The sequence below is a fragment of the Caballeronia arationis genome (genome assembly GCF_001544975.2).
GTDB classification, from domain to species: domain Bacteria; phylum Pseudomonadota; class Gammaproteobacteria; order Burkholderiales; family Burkholderiaceae; genus Caballeronia; species Caballeronia arationis.
In genome coordinates, this window is the sequence record NZ_FCOG02000043.1 from 36,482 (window position 1) to 53,446 (window position 16,965).

The 16,965-nt window shown below is 59.2% G+C and carries 17 protein-coding genes, 1 pseudogene and 1 riboswitch; of the genes and pseudogenes, 14 read left to right on the forward strand and 4 right to left on the reverse strand.

The window, feature by feature from the left end:
- Nucleotides 1-45 precede the first annotated feature (45 nt).
- Nucleotides 46-1,377, reverse strand: coding sequence for an Nramp family divalent metal transporter (locus AWB81_RS23460; RefSeq protein WP_062638946.1), 1,332 nt, complete (start codon nt 1,375-1,377; stop codon nt 46-48).
- Between the two features lie 262 nt (nt 1,378-1,639).
- Nucleotides 1,640-1,705, forward strand: a riboswitch (Fluoride riboswitch).
- Between the two features lie 277 nt (nt 1,706-1,982).
- Here AWB81_RS23460 and AWB81_RS23465 point away from each other — a divergent pair.
- From AWB81_RS23465 to AWB81_RS23475, 3 genes and pseudogenes are all read left to right on the forward strand, one after another.
- Entirely contained in the window at nt 1,983-2,432 is a 450-nt protein-coding gene (locus tag AWB81_RS23465; RefSeq protein WP_159938927.1) for a host attachment protein, read from the forward strand.
- Nucleotides 2,433-2,511: 79 nt separating this feature from the next.
- Nucleotides 2,512-3,132 carry a histidine phosphatase family protein gene (locus AWB81_RS23470; protein WP_062638948.1) on the forward strand — a complete coding sequence of 207 codons (621 nt, stop codon included), beginning with the start codon at nt 2,512-2,514 and terminating at the stop codon, nt 3,130-3,132.
- A 264-nt stretch (nt 3,133-3,396) separates the two neighbouring features.
- Nucleotides 3,397-3,621, forward strand: a pseudogene (locus tag AWB81_RS23475) (transposase); the annotation flags it as partial.
- 312 nt (nt 3,622-3,933) lie between these two features.
- On the opposite strand, the gene AWB81_RS23480 reads toward AWB81_RS23475, so the two are convergent.
- Nucleotides 3,934-5,148, reverse strand: a complete 1,215-nt coding sequence (locus AWB81_RS23480; protein ID WP_062638949.1) for an MFS transporter — start codon at nt 5,146-5,148, stop codon at nt 3,934-3,936.
- 95 nt (nt 5,149-5,243) lie between these two features.
- Complete coding sequence (locus AWB81_RS23485) at nt 5,244-5,789, reverse strand: Chromate resistance protein ChrB (RefSeq protein WP_062638950.1); 546 nt, start codon at nt 5,787-5,789, stop codon at nt 5,244-5,246.
- Between the two features lie 221 nt (nt 5,790-6,010).
- On the opposite strand from AWB81_RS23485, the gene AWB81_RS46925 reads away from it, so the two are divergent.
- The 4 genes from AWB81_RS46925 to AWB81_RS23505 are packed head-to-tail and all read left to right on the forward strand — an operon-like array spanning nt 6,011 to nt 8,843.
- On the forward strand, nt 6,011-6,565 hold the full coding sequence (locus tag AWB81_RS46925) for a Chromate resistance protein ChrB (protein ID WP_327372394.1): 555 nt from the start codon (nt 6,011-6,013) through the stop codon (nt 6,563-6,565).
- Nucleotides 6,504-7,310, forward strand: a complete 807-nt coding sequence (locus tag AWB81_RS23495) for an endonuclease/exonuclease/phosphatase family protein (protein WP_062638952.1) — start codon at nt 6,504-6,506, stop codon at nt 7,308-7,310. The genes AWB81_RS46925 and AWB81_RS23495 overlap by 62 nt, the downstream gene beginning before the upstream one ends.
- 21 nt (nt 7,311-7,331) lie before the next feature.
- Entirely contained in the window at nt 7,332-8,654 is a 1,323-nt protein-coding gene (locus tag AWB81_RS23500; protein ID WP_235025884.1) for an MFS transporter, read from the forward strand.
- A complete protein-coding gene (locus AWB81_RS23505) occupies nt 8,655-8,843 on the forward strand; it encodes a hypothetical protein (RefSeq protein WP_062638954.1) in 189 nt (62 codons plus the stop codon).
- Nucleotides 8,844-8,867: 24 nt separating this feature from the next.
- On the opposite strand, the gene AWB81_RS23510 is transcribed toward AWB81_RS23505, so the two are convergent.
- Complete coding sequence (locus AWB81_RS23510; RefSeq protein WP_062638955.1) at nt 8,868-9,971, reverse strand: IS5 family transposase; 1,104 nt, start codon at nt 9,969-9,971, stop codon at nt 8,868-8,870.
- 56 nt (nt 9,972-10,027) lie between these two features.
- Here AWB81_RS23510 and AWB81_RS23515 point away from each other — a divergent pair, with 56 nt between their 5' ends.
- From AWB81_RS23515 to AWB81_RS23545, 7 genes are all read left to right on the forward strand, one after another.
- Entirely contained in the window at nt 10,028-10,483 is a 456-nt protein-coding gene (locus AWB81_RS23515) for an inorganic phosphate transporter (protein ID WP_087135151.1), read from the forward strand.
- Nucleotides 10,383-10,964, forward strand: a complete 582-nt coding sequence (locus AWB81_RS23520; RefSeq protein WP_200822537.1) for an inorganic phosphate transporter — start codon at nt 10,383-10,385, stop codon at nt 10,962-10,964. Before AWB81_RS23515 ends, AWB81_RS23520 begins: the two co-directional genes overlap by 101 nt.
- 872 nt (nt 10,965-11,836) lie before the next feature.
- A complete protein-coding gene (gene nhaA, locus AWB81_RS23525) occupies nt 11,837-13,186 on the forward strand; it encodes a Na+/H+ antiporter NhaA (RefSeq protein ID WP_062638958.1) in 1,350 nt (449 codons plus the stop codon).
- Between the two features lie 72 nt (nt 13,187-13,258).
- Complete coding sequence (locus tag AWB81_RS23530) at nt 13,259-13,576, forward strand: hypothetical protein (RefSeq protein ID WP_062638959.1); 318 nt, start codon at nt 13,259-13,261, stop codon at nt 13,574-13,576.
- Nucleotides 13,577-13,956: 380 nt separating this feature from the next.
- Complete coding sequence (locus AWB81_RS23535; RefSeq protein ID WP_062638960.1) at nt 13,957-14,550, forward strand: DUF6932 family protein; 594 nt, start codon at nt 13,957-13,959, stop codon at nt 14,548-14,550.
- Nucleotides 14,543-15,517, forward strand: a complete 975-nt coding sequence (locus AWB81_RS23540; protein ID WP_144444170.1) for a hypothetical protein — start codon at nt 14,543-14,545, stop codon at nt 15,515-15,517. The genes AWB81_RS23535 and AWB81_RS23540 overlap by 8 nt, the downstream gene beginning before the upstream one ends.
- A 1,263-nt stretch (nt 15,518-16,780) precedes the next feature.
- A partial coding sequence (locus AWB81_RS23545) for a CopG family ribbon-helix-helix protein (RefSeq protein ID WP_144444171.1) occupies nt 16,781-16,965 on the forward strand: 185 nt, incomplete at its 3' end.

Consider the following 16,965-nt stretch of genomic DNA (forward strand, 5'->3'; position numbering starts at 1 on the left):
CGCAAATCCCGACCTTCGGGACCAGCGATGAGCCAACCCGTGGAGCTAACCCTGCAGACCGGGAATCCTGATGCCGCACATCTGGAGAAGTAGCAACACGTTTAACGTGAGTACCAGCAACGCTGAAACGATCGTCAGGGCTCCTGTCACGAAGCCGTTGCGGTACTGGCCCATGGTGGTCCGTCGGCAAGTGAACCAGACCAGCGCGACAACAGGAAAGGGAAGCGCAAAACTGAGGATGACCTGACTGATTATGAGCGCCTGCGTCGCATTGATTCCGAGTGCGACAACGACGAAACTGGGGACCATCGTGACCGCACGGCGCAGCCAGATCGGAATGCTGAAGCCCACGAATCCTTGCATGATCATCTGACCGGCGGCGGTGCCCACGACCGAACTCGACAGACCGGAGGCGACAAGCGAGAGGAGGAAAACGCCAGCCGCAGCCTTGCCTAGCACTGGCGCAAGTGTGTGATAGGCCGACTGGATCTCGGCGACTTCCGGATGTCCTGCGTGAAAGGCGCCGGCCGCCGTCAGGACCATCGCTATATTGATCAGCCCCGCGACCGCGAGCGCGATCGTGACCTCGACGTTGGAATAGCGTAACAGCCTCGCTCGTTCCGATTCGTTTCTGACCGGTGCGCGGCTCTCGGTGAGTCCGGAATGAAGGAACAGCGCGTGCGGCATGATGGTCGCGCCGATGATGCCGACGGCGATCGTCAGGGCGCCACTGTCCGGCAGTTGCGGCACAACCATGTGTGGAAAGGCTGCCCGCCAGTCGATTGGCGTCACAAAGAGTTCGACGAGATAGCACAGGCCGATGACACCGACCATGGCGCCGACCATCTGCTCAAGCGGACGGAACCGATTCTTCTGGAATAGCAGAAAGCCATTGGTCGCGATGCCCACTACGACCATCGCGACAAGTAGGGGAACGTGCAAAAGCAACGAGAGCCCCAGCGCGCCTCCAACAAACTCCGCAAGATCGGTCGCCATGGCCGCGACTTCGCTGATTACCCACAGCAGCAGAACGAGGCGTTTGGGAAAGTGCTCGCGGCAAAGTTCAGCGAGATTGCGCTCGGTGACAATCCCAAGTCTGGCGGCAAGCGACTGAAAAAGCATGGCAATGAGATTGGCGACAACGACCACCCAAAGCAACGCATACCCATATCGCGCACCCGCCTGAATGTTGGTCGCGAAGTCGCCCGGATCGACATAGGCGATGGAGACCACAATCGCGGGCCCTGCAAAGGGGAGAAGTAGCGCAATACCATGACGCCGTCCTTCGAGCGCCTCGCGGATCGCGACCGTGGCGCTGTCGGTGAGCGGTTTGGCAACCGGACGATTCTCATCATTGTCGCGCGCCCGGTTGTCCATACCAGGAGTTCCTTGTTGCTGTCTGGGAATCCTCGCTGACCGAGCAAGGGTTATGCCCATCTGGTCGTCCAATCGGTCGTGTGGGTCTTCGTACGGTCTGCCCGGCGGGTGGCCTCTCGTGCCGGATGAACGGCGGGCTCGCCTTTGGAGGATACCCGCGAAAAATGTGACGCCGACACCTCGCAGCAACAGGCTGACGCTCTTGTAATTTTCCGTGGTTGACTCGGCAGGCTACTTGCGAAGGCGTGCCGCCAACGGTATCCTGAATAAAGGAGATGGCATTCTCCTTAAACGCTGGCACCGTCCAGCTGATGATGCCTACTGGAGGCGCCTTCGGGCGCCAGGCAGTCGCCCTACAGTAGGTATCACCATGTCCTTTACTCCGCACGTGATGCGGCCGTCCCCAGCGATGTTTCGTTTTCGCCTGTCTGCCATGATGACAGGTCCGCCTGTCTCGTCATCGACCAGACGGCCGCGGGCATACTCCCTGTACCCCAGCCGGTTTCGGATTTTTAGGCGTGCGTCATGAGCAGGCCTGACGGATGGGTAGATGTTGCGCCGTCTCCTGTCAGGGCGCAAAGGATATGTTCCGTGAGGATATCGAGATGAAAAAATCGATCTGGATTGTTGTGGCCAATCAGGCAGTCGCAAGGACATTCGAAACGAAAAGTGCTTCAGGGCTGATCGAGGAGAAGACTTCGGCCATTCACCCCGCTTCGCGATTAAGGGAAAAGGATCTGGTGAGCGATGAGCCGGGGCGCACATATGACCGGTTCGGAGCAGGCCGTCACAGGGCGGATCCCGGCAGCTCGCAGCACGTGCATGAGGCAGAGGGTTTTGCGGCCGAAATTGCCACAACACTGAAAGATGCTGTGTCGAAAGGTTTGGTCGGTACGGTGATCCTCGTTGCACCTGCCTCGTTCCTTGGGGAGCTTCGCAGGCAACTTGATCCGGTTACCCTGCAGCATGTGACACTTGAAATCATCAAGGATCTCGTTCATCTGGATGCACAGGAGATCAGAAGCCGTCTCCCGGAATTTCTGCCAAGACACTGAAGGGCGAACGCTGGATGGGATGCGGGGGTGGCAGGACCGGCCCGTGGAGCCGTCCATCCTTCATAAATAAGGAATACTTATGCGCGTTATTCTGACCCGCCACGGCGAGGTCGAGGGAATCGATCCTCCCCGTTTCCGCGGCCGGATGCAGCTCGCCCTCACGGACCTCGGTCGCCGCCAGGCTCAGGCGCTGGCAGATGCTCTGGCGACGCGATACCAGCCTGCGGCGGTCTACACCAGTCCGATGCAGCGTTGTCGTGACACTGCGGCGGTGATTGCGACGGTGTGTGGCGGATCTGCCTACGTCCAGCCGGGCATGGACGATCTCGACTACGGCCAGTGGCAGTGGAAAAGTCATGAGGAAGCCCTGAGAGAATTTCCAGACGAATTCACCCTGTGGAAAACCGCGCCTCAGTGGATGCGTTTTCCGGGTGGCGAGTCGCTGCAGTCCGTGGCATTACGCATTGCCGACGCGATGCGTGACCTGCTTCAGTCTTTTGAAGACGAGACGATCGTTCTCGTTGCCCATGACAGCGTCAACCGGGTGCTTCTGACGCAGGCACTTGATTTGCCTCTTTCGGCTTACTGGCATATCGGGCAGGGACCGTGCTGCATCAACGTGCTGGATGTTTATGCGGACGGCAGGACCGTCGTGCATAGCGTCAATGAAACCGCTCACCTGGCAGGACTCATGTCGTAGGGCACGAGAGGGAACGCACGGGCGACGATTCCACGAAACACACACCAAAAAAAGCTGGCTGACAGGGGGAGACCACGGCTCGCAGGCGATATCTGATTATCTTCCTGATGTTTATGGTGATCTTTATCAATTACATGGACCGGGTGAACTTTTCAGTATCTATCCCGGCGATCCGCCAGGAGTTCGGCCGAATACTTCGGTGCTGTCTTCCGTTTTGCTTTGTCGATGTTTTCCATTTCCTCATTCCCTCAGGAGTTGAGGTCTCCGGAAAACCCGGTGCGCTTCACGAACGAGAACACGAACGGTCTTCTGCGGCAGTACTTTCCAAAGGGCATAGACCTGTCTCGGTGGAGCGCTCGAGAGATCCAGGCCGTTGCAAATGCACTGAATTCCAGACCCCGGAAAACGCTTGGCTGGAAGACACCTGCCGAAGCTCTGGACGATTATCTAAAATCTGTTCAACAATCGAGTGTTGCGACGACCGGTTGAATCCGCCTGTGCATGAGCGACGCCGATGGCGACCGGCAGCATCTGTCGTCGTCCTGTGCCCGCCCTTTACAGTGCGACTCACGCACCTTCATGGCATCGAGATAAATTAGAAAACTGTGTCGCGCTGATCAATCCGCAATGTACCGTTTTGCCATTCTCCTACGGATCCATTGTAGCGAGCGGGCTGTGAGTTTGCATGTTTCCGTCGTCGCGCGTGGCAGTCCACGTGAAGCGGAAAGAGCGCAGCGCCGGACGCGCTTGCATACGCCATAGTGAAACGGAGCCGACCTCCGTGGCCCCCAATCGGATGCATCACGTGCCGTCTGGCGAGGTCGCCGCCTGCCGCCCCACCCACACGAATACCGGGATTGCCAGCAGTTGTGAAACCATGCAGAACGCTATCGTCCAAGCGATTGAGTGGTCATAGATCAAGCCGATAGCGGCACTGCCGATGAACCAGAAGATACCGTATCCCGCAGTGAACAGCCCGAACGCTGCCGCTCGGTGCCCACTTGGCACCATCGGTGTGACCGCCGCGGGAATGATCGATTCATGAACGCCCATACCCATGCCCCAGATCGCTACGCCAGTGAGCGCGACCCAGAAATTGCCGAGGAAAGCCAGTGGCGCAAAGAGAGTGGCAAGCAGTGTCAGGACGATCAACACCCGAAACCCATACCGGTCGAAGAGGCGACCGAATAGCAGCGAAGATGTGCCACTGACGGCCATCGCCACCGAGTAAAAGACGGCGATCCATTGCGTCGACGCCGTGCCCGTGTGGGAAAAGTGATACGCGAGAAGCGGATAGTCAGTGAAGCCCACTGCTACCATACACGCGCCTGAAAGATAGGCCCAGAACCGGGCCGAAAAGCGCGCCGGGCCGCCGCCAGATGCCTGGCTCTCGTCCAGGTCCTGTGGGCGGGGATACATCAGACGGGCGATCATCAGAAAGATCAGATTCAGGGCGGCCGGAACGAGCAACACCGTGAAGCCGAGCCGGTAACTGCCATGATAGGAAAGCACGGCTGCCATCAGCAGCGGGCCGAACATTGCTCCGAACTGGTCGCAGGCCTCGTGGATTCCGAAGGTCCATCCATAACCACCGATGTGCTTCGCCGCATGAGAGAGCATGACATCGCGAGGCGGATTGCGGATGGCGCGTCCAACCCTCTCCAGGATGATGAAAAGCGCAGCACTCTGCCAGGTATGGGTAAATGAAAGCGCTGGCACCGCGCACATCTGCACCAGATATCCGACGATCGCGGTGGGCCAGAAGCGACCCGTCGCATCAGCGAAGCGCCCGGAAAAATAGCGCAATCCGTAGCCCGCCAGCTCACCGAAGCCTGTGACCACGCCGACCACAAAGGCGCTCGCCTGCATTGAGGCAAGAAAAGGTCCGAGAATGCTGCGCGAGCCTTCGTGGGTGAGGTCGGCAAAAAAGCTCAGAACACCGATCAGCAGCACAAAGCGCATCGCCACGCGACTGGCAGGCGTACTTTCCTTTGAGGAGTCCTTTGGAATGCTCATAAGCAGACGATTTATTGTGGTCGTTACGCGCTTATCGTTGACGCCAGCGCGGGGACGCCCGGCCTGGCATCGTGCGCAAATGCGGCCGGTGCTGGTCAGCGGTTTTCATCATGGGACTCAAAAACACGCTGTGCATACGCTTCCAGCAGCGCCTCGCATTCCTGAAGACGTTTTTGGGCTTCGGCTGCGAGCGGCGCGCGATAGAAATCCAGCTTGCCAATTTTCTCCAGCCACGACTGCAGCTTTTTCAGGTCGACGTCGTTCTCTTCCAGTTCCGCGTAAGTGAAATGGTTAGCAGCCGTTTCCTTTGCAATTTCTCCCTCGAAGTCCTTGCACTTGTCGAGAAACTCGACGTACTGCTCATCGCGGTCCGCCTTGAAACGCCCAAGCACCTTCTCCTCCTGCGCGCGATCGAGCGCCACCGTCTCGAGCAGCAGGGACTCGCCGCTCATCTCGGCGATCTCGTTCTCGATGATTTTCAGACGTCGTACATGATCGTCGGTTCGGGGCAGCAGACAGACACCGTTTTGCAGGTAGACCGCGCCCATCCCCTTAAGTCGGCGCCAGAGGGCGATGCGTTTCTTTGCTGGCTCCGCGGGAACCTTGTAGGTGAGAAGCAGCCAGTTCTGGGTTGATTTCATGTAGCCAATTATAGGGTAACCGCCGTTACATTCAAACCGAACGGAATCGCCATGAGTGGACGCCGTACCGCATCATAATTTTTTCATCGGTTATATTTGAAATGTAACCACTGTTGCATTATGATTGTTCGAATGAGGGGACAAAGCTTGCTGTTGCATACATACAAGGTGCCCTCCGAACCGACCTAGAAGCGCATTGCGCTGTTGCGCAAGCTCAAGGCATGGGGGCCGCCTATCTACAGAATGGTGTCTGCCTGCTCCCCAAGACCGGCGAACACACGCGAGGCTCAAGATCATCGAGAACGAGATCAACGAGATGGCCGGCGAATCCGTGCTGCTGGAAACGGTCAGTCGGCTTCGACCGTGCGCAAGAGGACAAGGTGCTTGGGCGTTTCAAGGCGGACCGCGATGAACAGTACGTCGAGTTTCTCGACAAGTGCAAGGACTTGGGGGCGGAGATCGCCAAGGAAACCGCAGCCAACCACTTCACCTACGCCGAGCTGGAAGAGAACGACGTCGATCTCAAGAAACTCCAGACCTGGCTGGAAAAGATCGTCAAGCTTGATTTCTACGGTGCCACCGTGGCATCCGAGGCGGGAGAGCGGCTCAAGGGGTGCGAGGCTCTGCTCGATGCGCACGCCCAGCGTGTGTTCGAGGCCCATGACGAGAACCGCGGCTTCGCCCCACAAACTGCAGTAGCACCGAGGGATATCCATGACTACATTGACCGTTCTCACCTACGACACGCTGTTCGCCGGCCGCGACGGCGGCACTGACCGCCGCGCCCGCGCCCAGATCGAACTGCTCAACGAATATCGGCCCGATGTCTTCCTGATGCAGGAGGCCAAGGGTTTCAATGCCAGCGGCGGTGTCTGGCTCTACGCGCTGGAGCAGCAGATCGGCATGCGCGGCTTCCTGGCCATTGCGCCGCGCACCGGACAGAACGTCGCCATCTTCATCCGCGAGCCACTGAAGCCACTGAGCTTCGATGTCGATGGGACGCACTTTCACCATGCACTGGCCACACTTAAGGTGGCTGTGCCCGGTAGCGATCAGCCCATCACCTTTATCAGTGCGCACCTGTGCCCTAACGGCCCCGAGGTGCGCCGCCGCGAAGCGGCCTACCTGGCCGTACAGGCGGCCCCTGATCCGTTGACGCTCGCCACCGGCGATTTCAATTCGGCGTCGCCGCACGATCCCGAGCCGGAGGACTGGGCCGCACTTGCGGCCCATCACCGAGCCCGCTACCTGGCTGAAGACCTGGAGGGTCTCGATCGCAGTGTGCTCGCCCATCTGGAAGCGGCGGGCTGGGTCGACCTCGGCCATCAGCTGGATTTCTCACGGGTGCCCACCGTACCCACGACAGCGTACCGCAATGTTGAGTTCGCCACCATGCGCTGCGACTACCTGTTGGCCTCGGAGACGCTCGCCAACCGGGCACGCAGCTATCAGGTCATCCGCAACGACATCACCGATGCGGCGTCCGACCACTACCCCGTGGTCGCCACGTTCGAGGTGTAGCCATGAACAGAGACACGTACCATGTATCTGCCGACACTGGCCGAGCGCGTCGGCCTGAAACCGTCGCAACGAAGGAATCAGCCAATGACTGAAAGCAACGAAGTCGCGTCGCCAGCCGCGCCGGACGCTCCTCAGAAAAGATGGCTCAATCGAACCGTCGCCGGTGCGGGGGTCACCAGCGCCCTGGGCGACTTTTGCTACGAGACAACGACAGTCATCCTGCCCGGTTTCCTGGCTGTGCTTGGTCTCCCCGCAGCGGCGCTCGGCACCATCGAGGGCATTGCTGATGCGGTCGCCAGTTTCGCCAAAATGGTCTCGGGCTACGTGGCCGACAAGCTGGGGCATCGCAAGCTGCTTGTGATTGCCGGCTACGGCCTTACGCCACTGGGTCAGATCTGCCTTGCACTCGCACTGGGATGGCCGCTGCTATTGCTGGGCCGGATCATTTCGTGGTTCGGCAAGGGCCTACGCGGGCCACTACGGGATGCGATCGTGATTCAGGCGGTCAGCCCGGAAACCCGGGGGCGCGCCTTCGGTTTTCATCGGGCCGCGGATACCGTTGGCGCGGTACTCGGCCCCCTGCTGGGTGTGGCGTTGCTGGGCTGGGCGGAAGCACTGCATTGGAGTGACGCCTCCGGGCCGTTCCGCTTCGTACTGTGGGTGTCTGTCATTCCCGGATCGCTAGCGGTACTGAGCTTTATGGCATTCGTCAGGGACTCGCGGCGTTCACCCAATCCTGCGCTCAAGTTCTTCAGTTCCCTGCGCGGCCTGCCTCTCCGGTTCAAGCGTTATCTTGGCGCTGTTGGCCTCTTCGGGTGCGGCGACTTTTCGCACAGCCTGCTCATCCTCGCGGCCACACAACTGATGACGGCATCCATGGGGGTGGTGCATGCGGCACAGGTGGCCGGCCTGCTTTACGTCTGGCGCAACGTCGTCCAGGTGGTGACGTCTTACCCCGTCGGCGTGGTGGCCGACCGGCTGGGTCACTTGCCGGTGCTGGTCGCAGGCTACATGCTCGGCGGATTGACGGCGGCTCTCACCGCGCTCGCGTTCTGGGTCGGTGTCGATAGCGTAATTTTGCCGGGTGTCGTCTTCTTCGTCGCCGGCTTGTATGCAGCCGTCCAGGAGACGCTGGAATCGACCGTGACAGCCGAAATGGTGCACGTCGACATGCTGGCGATGAGTTACGGCGCGCTCGGTACCGTCAACGGCGCGACCAAGCTGATTTCCAGTACAACGGTAGGCGTGCTGTGGACCGCAGGTTCACCCGTTTGGAGCTTCGGGCTGGCCGCCCTGCTGATGGCAGGCGGAGCACTGGCCATGGTGCGCGTGCGGAACGGTTGAATGGAAACCGGGCTGACGATGGGCATGGTTCTGTCCGGCCTGTTCTTCGGTTGGACCATCGGATCGCACTATCAGGTTGCTGAAATACATGTCAGCAGAAGCCGCGTTCCTCTAACTGCGCGGCTATTGCGACGATCTTTTCGCATTGTGCAATTGCAACGCGCCTTCAACGTCTTTGCGACGGTTTGAGGCTCGGTTTTGATGTCGTTACCGTCATTTGCGCCACGACGGACGGACTTGCCCCAGTGAGCGCATGCGCACCAGGTTGTATGCGGCCATATTCAAAACGAAGAGGTGGTCGACTTTCTCCAACCCCCGTACCATCACTTGGCGCATCCGACCGACGGTCTTCACCCAGCCAAAGCCTTGTTCGATCAGCTTGCGCTTTTGCTGCGAAACGGCATAGCCCACGCTGCAGGCTATCGCATCAGGCACCGCTGAACGCCGCCCTGAGGTGTTTTGCGCTACATGCGGGGCGACCTTCATTTCCCGGCAGGCTTCGATGAATTCCTTCGCGTCGTAACCCTTATCGGCGCCTACGGTGATTTCGACCTCAGCGTCTGCCACTTGCCGCGCATCGTTGATCATGACCTTGGCTGCTTCGCGTTCGGCATGTCCGTCAGCGCAGCTGACTCGGGCGTTGACCACCAGACCGTGGCGGTTGTCGCTCAGCGTGTGGCCCATGAAACGCAACTCGCTGGCCGTCTTGCCTTTGCGATAAAGCCGCGCATCGGGATCGGTCTTGGATTGGTGCGTCTGGTTGCTGCGCTTGCTGCCTCTGAAGTCGCCGCTACCGTCATCATGGTCTTTGTCTTCGCCATCCTTGCGCACAAAGCTCTTATGTCCGGCCCACGCCTGGATCAGCGTGCCGTCCACACTGAAATGCTCGCCCGACAACCAATCCTTCTGTTGCGCGATAGCCAGCACTTCGTTAAAGAATTCAACCACAGCATCATGCTTAATCAGACGCTCGCGGTTCTTCGTGAACACCGTGGGCACCCATACCGCATCATCCATCGCCAGACCAATGAACCAGCGAAACAGCAAGTTGTACCGCGTCTGCTCCATGAGCTGACGTTCCGAACGAATGCTGTACAGCACTTGCAGCAGCATCGCTCGCAGCAACTTCTCTGGCGCGATGCTCGGCCGACCACCCTTGATGTCGGCCTCGTACATGCCGGCGAACAGCCGATCCATCTTGGCGAGCGCCTCATTCACCATGAAGCGAATCGAACGCAGTGGATGTGACGCCGGAACGAAATCGTCCAGCTTGCGCACGGAAAACAAACTCTCGGTGAACGTGTCGGCGCCGCGCATGATCTCTTGGGGAGCGAGTGAGGGGTCTCATATCAACGCCTTAGCGGCCTTCCACGATGACGCGCGCTACTGGTATTTCAGCAACCTGCTATACCGGTGCCACCATGGGCATGGCCTACGGCACGGGCGTCATCAGGAAGCCAATGACAGCACTCCTGCTCATCGCTTTCTTTGTCGTTCTCGGCGCGACGTTCGAATGCCACAATGTGGTCACGACAGTCGGCACCCGGATTATCCCAGGCCAGTTTATGACGCCGCTCGGCGCCATGGTGATGATGCTCACCGCCGCCGTCGTGACGGCCGCCAACACATGGATGAAGTGGCCGGTCTCCACCTCGCAGCTCGCCTGTTGTTCGGTTGATCGGGGCCGCTTTGGGCATGGGTGCTCCCGTGAACTGGCGCACAACGGTCGTGTTCCTGTTCATCACCTGGATCGGCACCCCGATCGCCAGCGCGCTGCTCGGATTCATCCTGACACGCATCACCGATTCAGTCATGCGCGGGCGCGCTGAATCGCACACGAGAATGCTTCGCTGGGGATTGCTGGCCGGCTGCTGCTACGCGGCCTATACCTTGGGCGCAAACAATACCGGCAATGCAGTGGGAGTGTTCTACGGTCTGAAGCTAGTCACTGCGGTGAAGGCGGGATTCGTCGGCGGCATCGTCATGGCTGTCGGCGCCATGACCTGGGGCCGGAGAATCCTCGAAAAAGTTGGCAAAGGCGTTGTGGAGCTCGACCTGAACATGGGGTTCGGCGCCAAGCTGGCCCAGAGCATCACGGCCCACGCGGCAGCGGTCCTCGGCTATCCGACCTCGATGAACCAGGCGCTCATCGGTGCGGTGGCCGGTGCCGGTGGGGCCAGAGGATTGAGGACCCTCAACCGCAGGGCACTGGCCGAAATCGTCTTCTCCTGGTTCTTCACGCCGATCCTCGCCGGGCTGCTGTCCTTCCTGATGTACGTCATATTCTCCCGGGCACTGGGTATCCGTTGAACAATGGACCGCTCACACGGTCCGATAAAGTCCGTCATCCGCAGAGGATATACAGGACCGGGGCGATGCGAGAGCCTAGTCGGGTAGCAGCAACGCATCGCTGCGTCGCCCCCCCCTTCTATGAGCAGTAATTCGTCAAGGCCGCTTACGCTCAATCACCATACTGTCCTGCAGATCGAGATATCCTGAACGAACGTGGCATCCCTTCGGGCACGGGTAGGCCCTTCAATGGAAAAAAGGTCGCACGCCTGCAGCGCAACTACTGTCTGAAGCCACGCTATGATTGACCGTGCCTCGATTTCACCTACAGCAGGAATTTTGCTTTTTGAACGTCTGCACACCTCTATCGATTGCTTCACTCCAGCCGACTATGAGGCCAGGTTGATCGCTGCATGACTTGCTCTACGGGGAAACAAGGCATGATCAACCAGCTCGGCGATCATCCTGACGGCTATCTCACCTACTCGTCGGATGGCCGGATGCTCGCGTTCTTTGTGTCTGGCGATCAGCCACGACCGCGGGAATGAGCGAATGAGCACTCCGACGAAGAGCGAATCAGGCTCCATAAATCGATGCTTGCGTATGGCGGAACGTATGGCGTGTCGCCCGGGAGGGTTGTGCATCCCGATCGCTGCGCCACGCAAAGGGCATCGACTGCCCGATACTCCTCGCACGGGCACGACCGGCACCACGCACCCCTTCGGAGAAAATTCCCGTACTGAATGTCCGATTGCCGAGCCATAGGGGAGCGTTGCCTACGAGCCGGCATATGGAAAGCATTGTGTAAAATGTAGCAAGGGTGTTAGCTGCATGCCGCAGCGGGACAGGCTTATCGCGCTGGTCGGGCCGCCACGCGGGATCTGACACGCCCAATGCGACTGAACGACTTCTCACGCCCGCTTGCCCGTCCCAGCCACATCGCGAACAAAGCCTTCACGGCGCTCGAACACTTCCTTCATGTGGAAGCAGCGGGCGGCATCATCCTGCTCATCGCTGCCGCCATGGCGCTCATCTGGGCAAATTCTCCACTTGGCGGGAGCTATCACGCATTTCTTGAATTGTCGCTGAGCCTTGGCCTGGGCGGATATCAGTTCTCAAAGCCCGTGCATTTCTGGATTAACGATGGGCTGATGACCGTATTCTTCTTGGTCGTCGGCATGGAAATTCGACGGGAAATCCACGCCGGCTCGCTGAGCGATTTCAGGCAGGCGGCGTTACCCCTGGCCGCAGCCGCAGGCGGCGTCGCGGCGCCGGCGCTCATCTATCTTGCAGTGAATCACGGTTCGGAGGCCTCTCACGGATGGGCTGTCCCGACGGCAACGGACATCGCATTCGCGGTCGGCGTGCTCGCTCTCCTCGGGCGCTCAATACCCGGCAGTGTGCGGGCCTTTCTGTTGACGCTCGCGATTGTGGACGACGTCATCGCGGTACTGATCATCGCAGTGTTCTATTCGGCAGGACTCGATTACAGCGGATTCGCATTCGCAGGAGCCGGTATCGTTGCAGTCGTCATTATGCAGCGGCTCGATATCAGAAGCGCAACGGCCTATATCGTTCCCGGTGCAGTCATCTGGATGGGTTTGTTTTTCAGCGGCGTGCACCCGACGCTTGCCGGTGTTGTCCTCGGGCTGATGACGCCAGTCGTGGCCTCCCGCGGACGCGAGCGCGCACTAGTCGAACTCTCGGAAGCCGCCGATCATGTGCGAGAAATCGACGTCGAGAGCTCGCATGAGTTCGATCGGTTGGAAAAGCCGCTGCACACGCTGCGCGTCGCACAACGCGATCTCCTGCCGCCGGTTGTGAGAGTGCAATGGGCGCTTCATCCGTGGGTGGCATACGGGATCATGCCGCTCTTTGCGCTTGCCAATGCTGGCGTGCCGCTTGACGGCGTGGATCTTTCAAACCCCGATACCTCGTGGATCATGTTCGGAGTCGCCATGGCGCTTGTGGTCGGCAAACCCACCGGAGTGTTTCTTACCAGCTGGATTCTGGTCAGGTCAGGGCTTTGCCGTTTGCCCACCGGCATGTCCTGGCGCGGAGTCAGCCTAGTTGCGTTGCTTGCGGGTATTGGCTTCACCATGTCCATTTTCATTGCCACACTCGCATTTTCCGGGCAGGGCGTGCTGGACGCGGCCAAGCTGGGTGTGCTGCTTGGCTCGTTTGTTGCGGGAAGTGGAGGACTGATCTGGGGGCTGTATTGCTCACGTCAGAGGCCCAACTGACCACGCGCAAACGTGGACCTGCCGTGTAGAGTGAGTGTGGTGATCGCAAGCACGCGATAGGGATGGGGCGCTTTGATCGCGGCCCTCGGTCTGTCTTCGATCGCGAACGCTGCAATAATTGGCCCGCAGCAGGGCGCTTACGTCTGGGCGCTGGACGTCACGGCGCCTAACGCCCAGCACAATATGTTGATCGGCTCGTTGGACGTGACCGATCAACATCTGCGGCGGCGGGAGCCGATCGTCCTTCACTCCGTTCCACTTGCGCTGAATCGCCGCCGCTTAGTCGCCATGGTTGAGGGCTTGGATGACGTCGCTCTAGACCCAATGTATTGGCGTAGCAGCTCGCTTCTTTCTCCGGGAAAGAACTCGGTGAAGGAGGATTTTACATAAATCTATCAGCGAACGAACGTTCGATCAGTAAGTCTGTTGCGATTCGCAGCGCTTCCTACCACGTGGTAATAACTGCGGTCGTCGATCGCAGCATTTGTGCCCTACGTTTGCCTAATCCGCCATGCTTTGTCGGGGTGCAAATTTCTTACCTTTTTGTTGCAAGAGGCTTCAAAACCGGATGGATCTGGTAATTGTTTCGTTGATTATTCGATTGCGAGCGTGATAATAGGAATTATCATCAGTTGCGAATCTTCTCGTCTGGATTCTCGCCGCTCGCATTCATCCCCAATGTGTGGGGCAGCGTCCACGGCGCCGCTTTCATTCCAATGGCCGGTCAGCGTGGTTCTTGCGATAATTGGAGATCGATAAAAAAGGCCGGGATGAACGTGCTTCCACGATTCAACGCTTCGATGGTGTTGCCGCCGTTCACTGGCGACGAGCCCACCGCACCGGCGACAATGTCGCCATACCGGGCGCAAATGCTCGAGTTCACGCAGCAGTTCGCGACCTCGCAACCGCGAGCGACGATTCTCGAGGGGTTGATCCACTATCGAAAAGCACTCAGGAGCGCAGGAATCGTGGACGCGTTCCAGTGGATGGATGGGAGCTTTGTCGAAGATGTCGAACAGTCACGCGGGCGACCGCCGGGCGATATCGATGTGGTGACATTTGGGTCGCGGCCGCAGTTCGCCGATGCCGCCGCGTTTCAAGCTTGGATTGCGGCCCACGCGGAGTTGTTCAAGCCACGGGAAGCGAAACGGCTTTACAGTTGCGACGCGTATTTTGTTGACTTGGGGAAACGACCGGACCTTCTGGTTGACGACACGCGCTACTGGTTCGGGCTCTTCTCGCATCAACGAGAGACTGCCCTATGGAAGGGAATGGTGCAGATTCCGCTGCTATCGGACGATGATCAGGCACTGGCCTATCTTCAGAACCTCGTGTTTGACGAGCAAGGCGACGACGATGCTTAGGAAACTCAAAATTGACGCATTGAAAGCCGACCTGTCTGCGGTGGAGGCGATGCTCGCCTCACGCAGCGAAGCAGACGACCCGATCGGCTGGTACCAGTTCTCCTCGCGCAAGGAAGAGATCGAACTGGCGCTCGACGAAGCCGTGGCCCGACCGCAACCGCATGCGGAATTGGGCATTTTCTTCGGCGGCGCCCCGGTTCAGGGGTCGCGTGGCATCAACGCGGATTTCGCTGGCAAGGCGCTCGAGGATCTGCAGGCACTCGTATCGAAACGCTTTTCGGGTCGTGAATTCGGCCGACTGGCGCAGCGGGGGCCCGTCCCGCGCATCGACAACTCACAGATGCTAGTCACGAATATCGTGCGCGGATCGGTGGGCTTCGTGCTCGAGGAGTCGGGTGCCAATGCGCAGATGGTCGAGACCCCGCTGAAGGCGGCCGTCGACGAGATCGCCGATATCCTTTCGAGGGTGGGCGCCGATGACGAGGCAGTATTCGATGAGGCGGCGACCGAACTGGACGAGCGGATCCTGGTCACGCTCAAGCAATTCTTCCAACGTCTGGACGAAAATGGCGCCACCATGCGCGTGGTCGATGGTACTCGTGATTTTCTGCTTGATCGCCATGCCGTTGCGCGTGCGCGCGAGCGCACGCAGGCCATGGAGATCGCCGAACGCGACGAAGAGATGACTGGCACGTTGTTTCTGTTGCCCGACTCAAGGCGATTCGATTTCTATACGCCGGTGAACAGGGGCGACGGTGTGCTGAAGGGCACGGTGAGTGCTGCCGTCATGCGGCAAATTGAAGGACAGCCCGAGCTTGGGCAGGCTCCTATCGATCCGCGTGCCATCCCGCAGACGTCATGGCGCGTCGAGATTAAAACTCGTGAGCTGCGCGAACGCAACAGAGCCCCTCGCCAGGTGCATACACTGATGCGGCTCGTCGGACCGGTCCTCGAGCCACCGCGCTAGATCAGGACCTTGCGGTGTGTTGCCCCAAACGTGCGCGCTGCGCGCCGAGGCCGGCGCTGTGCGTTATTCAGTTCAACACGTTCTGCATCTAGTTCGGCGTGCTCCTGCTTCACGCCGCGCTGTTATCTGGCAGGGAAGGGCCGCCGAGTTTAGCCACGCGTCCGGTCACATAATTTGACATAAAGACAATTAGCGCATTTTAATTAGTGCTCCTAATGGGTGTTCCTTCTGCGCGTGGCGGGACACCGAGCGCGTCGAGAGCAGCATCATTTCACACGAGCGTCGGTACCTTGTCTTCGCACGAAGTTCGAACCGACATAGAGATCAGGGATAGTGTTGGCGCGTGTGGTTTGCGTTCACAATCTAAATGCGATTGCGGTTGACGCGCTAAGCAATGATGTGCTTCGGCAGCACGACCATCTTACGGGTGTTTGGCGCGCGGCCTTTGCGCAGGCGGAAGCGGTGAACCGGATAACGTGCCCGCCGCCGCGCCAACCGTGTAGAAGACGGCGTCTGCTGCAGGAAACCTTTCCTCAGTCGTGGATCTTGTCGGGCCTGCGCACCGCACGCGCGTGCCTTGAACAATCTTCGTCATTGCGCCGTTCGCATTGCGCACGCACGTTCAGGCCACCGCTTCTTCGTCGGAATGTTTTCACCTTCTTCTTCGAGTGCCGTTCGCACCTCTTCGCGAAACCTCGCGTCGTAGGCCGGCTTCTTCCCCGGTGTCGTGCCCGCCAAACGCTGGTTCGGTCCAAAATCTTCCCATGTCCAACCTCGTTCGGTATGTGCTTCATTACCGCGCGCGGGTTGACGCGTCCCCGCTCAAGCTTGCAGATGCGTCGATCACTGCGGCAGTTATGTAAGGCCGTCATGTGGCCCTTATGGGCCGCCGGTGGAAAATTGATCATGCAGGAAAGAAAAAGAGTGCTTGTCGCTGTCGGCGATCCCGATCGACTGTCAGTTCGTTGCCCAGTCGCTGTCGTCGCCCTACCACGTGGTAGATCTTTAAGATTCGCTACAGCCCCACCCGCGTCGTTGCGCAGAAGCTGGGACCGCGCAAAAGAATCTGCGACTAATCTCCACGTTCGCGCAACAAAACTAATCTAAAGCGTGATGATACGAATTATCAGGCATGGAGCGTCGCGGAAAGGCGGCGTTGGCGGCCACCGAACTCCGGAGTGCGCGCGCCGGCGCGCTATCTGAGAACACATGCGGTTTATTGGTCTACAATAATTCCTATTGGACAATCGACGGAGACGAAACATGGTGGCAGAGACCAGGACGTTGACGGCACAGGTGCCCGTCGAACTTGCTCAGGAAGTAGATGCGTTGTCGGAGCGTCTTGAGCGGCCCCGCCAGTGGATCATCAAAAAGGCGCTGGTCCAGTTCCTTACTCGCGAGGCAGAGAAGCGACGCCTGATTCAGGAAGGTCTGGATGACGTCACCGC